The sequence below is a fragment of the Jatrophihabitans sp. genome, assembly GCF_051960575.1.
Taxonomy (GTDB): domain Bacteria; phylum Actinomycetota; class Actinomycetes; order Mycobacteriales; family Jatrophihabitantaceae; genus JBQCEE01.
Map to the genome: position 1 here is coordinate 1 of NZ_JBQCEE010000028.1, position 3,049 is coordinate 3,049.

A 3,049-nucleotide genomic window follows, 5' to 3' on the forward strand; every position below is an offset into this window, starting at 1 on the left:
CTCCTCGCCGGCGCGGGTCAACTCGGCCGGGCTGCCCTGGGCGACGACCCGGCCGGCGTCGACCACGACCACCGTGTCGGCCAGCTGCTCGGCCTCGTCCAGGAAGTGGGTGGTCAGCACGACGCTCACGCCGCCGCGGCGGAGGTCATCGATGATGCCCCAGGTGGCGCGGCGGGCCTGCGGGTCCATGCCGGCGGTCGGCTCGTCGAGGAAGACCAGTTCGGGACGCCCCACCAGCGCCAGCGCGAGCGAGAGCCGCTGCTGCTGGCCGCCGCTGAGCCGCTTCACCGGAGTACGGCGCACCTCGGTGAGCCCGACCGCCTCGAGCAGGGCATCCGGGTCATGGGGGTGCGCGGCGTACGACGCGAACAGCGACAGCAGCTCGCCCGCCGCGGCCCCGGTGTACCCGCCGACACCGTCCTGCAGCATGACGCCGACGCGGGGGCGCAGGGCCGGGTCGGTCGGCGGCAGGCCGAACACGCGCACGCTGCCGCTGTCGAACGGCCGCAGCCCCTCGCAGATCTCGATGGTGCTGGTCTTGCCGGCACCGTTCGGCCCGAGCAGGGCGAGGATCTCGCCGCGCGCGACGGTCAGCGAGAGGCCGTCGACGGCGCGGTGGTCGCCGTAGGTCTTGACGAGGTCGACGACGCTGACCGCGCAGTCGGCGGGGTCGGCGGCGGACGGGGACACACCGCCAGTGTAGGAAGCCCGCGGCCGCTGCCTCGGCCGTTCGCGGGCCCGGGTGACGGAATGCTCAGACCGGCCCGCTCAGGCCGCGCCCAGCCCGGTGGACGAGCCGGCGAAGGCGTCGACGTACTCCTGCCCCGAGAGCTCCTGGACGGCCAGCCGGATGGTGTCGGTGATCTCGCGCAGCACCCGCGAGCTGCGTTCCTCGGCGGCCCGGTCGCCGAACCGCAGCGGCGCCCCGAAGTGGATGCCGACGGGCGCCCGGTGCCACCGGCGCTCACCCGGCGCCTGCACGGCCCTCGTGCCGACCAGGCCGACGGGCACGACGGGCGCGCCCGAGCGCAGGGCCAGCCGCGCGACGCCGGTGCGGAACTTGTGCAGCCGCCCGTCCGGCGAACGGGTGCCCTCGGGGAAGATGCCGAGCGCGCGGCCCTCGGCGAGCACGCCGACCCCGAGGTCGATGACGGCCGCCGCCGAGCGGGTGTCGCCCCGCTCGACCGGCACGTGGCCCAGGGTGGTGAAGAACGTCCGCATCGCCGCGCCCTTGAACCCGGGCGTCGTGAAGTACTCGGCCTTGGCGAGGTAGGCCACCTGGCGGCGGGCGGCCATGGGCGTGAAGAACTCGTCGACGAACGACTGGTGGTTGGCCGCGAGGATCACCGGGCCGGTGCGCGGCACGTGGTGCGCACCGGTGATCGTCGGCCGGTACACGGCACGCAGCGCGGGCGCGAGCGTCAGTTCCAGCGTCCGGTAGAGCACGCGCGCAGCCTATCCACGAAGATTCCCGACAGAGGCGTGAACGATGTCTCCTCGGGTAGGCCCGGGACCTTCGGCAGGGGTCGCCGAAATACGTCATACTGGTGTTGTGAAAATCGCCGGGACGGAGCAGGGGACGCGCGACGCGGTCGCACGGCTCGTGCTCGAGCGCGGTCCGCAGACCGCCGCCGCCCTGGCCGAGCAGCTCGACCTGTCGCCCGCGGCCGTCCGCCGGCACCTCGACGCCCTGGTCGCCGAGGGCAAGCTCGTCGAGCGCGAGCCGCGCCCGTCCGCCTCGCGCGGCCGCGGCCGGCCCGCCCGCACCTACGCCCTCACCGACGCCGGCCGTGCCGCCTTCCCGCACGGCTACGACGACCTCGCCAACACGGCGCTGCGCTGGCTGCGCGAGACCGGCGGTGATGCCGCGGTCGAGGCCTTCGCCGAGCACCGCGCCGCGCAGATCCGGGCACTGGTCGAGGCGCCGGTCACCGCGGCGCCGGCGGGTGGACGGGCCGAGGCGCTCGCGTCCGCCCTCTCCGGCCACGGTTACGCTGCGACCACCGACACCGTCGCGTCCGGCGTGCAGTTGTGCCAGCACCACTGCCCGGTCGCCCACGTCGCGGCCGAGTTCCCCGAGCTGTGCGAGGCCGAGACGCGCGCGTTCGCCGACGTGCTCGGCACCTACGTCCAGCGGCTGGCGACGATCGCCCACGGCGACGGCGTCTGCACCACCCACGTGCCACATCCGGTTGTCCAGCAAGCACATCAGGCAGTACCGACCACGACCCGATCGGGGAGTACGTCATGACCGAAGCGCCCGAGCGCAGCCTCACCCAGGACGAGCAGATCGCCGCCCTGTCGAAGTACGGCTACGGCTGGGCCGACGCCGACATCGCCGGCGCCAGCGCCCAGCGCGGGCTGTCCGAGGCCGTCGTGCGCGACATCTCGGCGAAGAAGAGCGAGCCCGAGTGGATGCTGCAGCGGCGGCTCAAGGCGCTCGAGATCTTCGACAAGAAGCCGATGCCGAACTGGGGTTCCGACCTGTCGGGCATCGACTTCGACAACATCAAGTACTTCGTCCGCTCGACCGAGAAGCAGGCGGCGAGCTGGGACGAGCTGCCCGAGGACATCAAGAACACCTACGACAAGCTCGGCATCCCCGAGGCCGAGAAGCAGCGCCTCATCGCCGGCGTCGCGGCGCAGTACGAGTCCGAGGTCGTCTATCACAAGATCAACGAGGAGCTCGAGCGCCAGGGCGTCATCTTCCTCGACACCGACAGCGGCCTGAAGGAGTACCCCGAGCTGTTCGAGGAGTACTTCGGCTCGGTCATCCCGTCGGGCGACAACAAGTTCTCGGCGCTCAACACCGCGGTGTGGTCGGGCGGGTCGTTCATCTACGTGCCGAAGGGCGTGCACGTCGAGATCCCGCTGCAGGCCTACTTCCGCATCAACACCGAGAACATGGGCCAGTTCGAGCGCACGCTGATCATCGTCGACGAGGGCGCCTACGTGCACTACGTCGAGGGCTGCACCGCGCCGATCTACAGCTCCGACTCGCTGCACTCGGCGGTCGTCGAGATCGTGGTCAAGAAGAACGCCCGCTGCC

At 72.2% G+C, this 3,049-nt stretch carries 4 protein-coding genes; 2 read left to right on the forward strand and 2 right to left on the reverse strand.

Features of this window, described 5'->3' with window-relative positions; translation table 11 throughout:
* Together ACTHMS_RS01170 and ACTHMS_RS01175 are read right to left on the reverse strand one after the other, a co-directional pair.
* A partial coding sequence (locus ACTHMS_RS01170; RefSeq protein WP_440304845.1) for an ABC transporter ATP-binding protein occupies positions 1 to 690 on the reverse strand: 690 nt, incomplete at its 3' end.
* Between the two features lie 78 nt (positions 691 to 768).
* Entirely contained in the window at positions 769 to 1,446 is a 678-nt protein-coding gene (locus tag ACTHMS_RS01175; protein WP_440304846.1) for a lysophospholipid acyltransferase family protein, read from the reverse strand.
* Positions 1,447 to 1,489: 43 nt separating this feature from the next.
* Here ACTHMS_RS01175 and ACTHMS_RS01180 point away from each other — a divergent pair, with 43 nt between their 5' ends.
* Complete coding sequence (locus tag ACTHMS_RS01180) at positions 1,490 to 2,251, forward strand: helix-turn-helix transcriptional regulator (protein ID WP_440304847.1); 762 nt, start codon at positions 1,490 to 1,492, stop codon at positions 2,249 to 2,251.
* The coding region (gene sufB / locus ACTHMS_RS01185) for a Fe-S cluster assembly protein SufB (protein ID WP_440304848.1) at positions 2,248 to 3,049 on the forward strand (802 nt) is incomplete at its 3' end. The genes ACTHMS_RS01180 and sufB, both read left to right, overlap by 4 nt.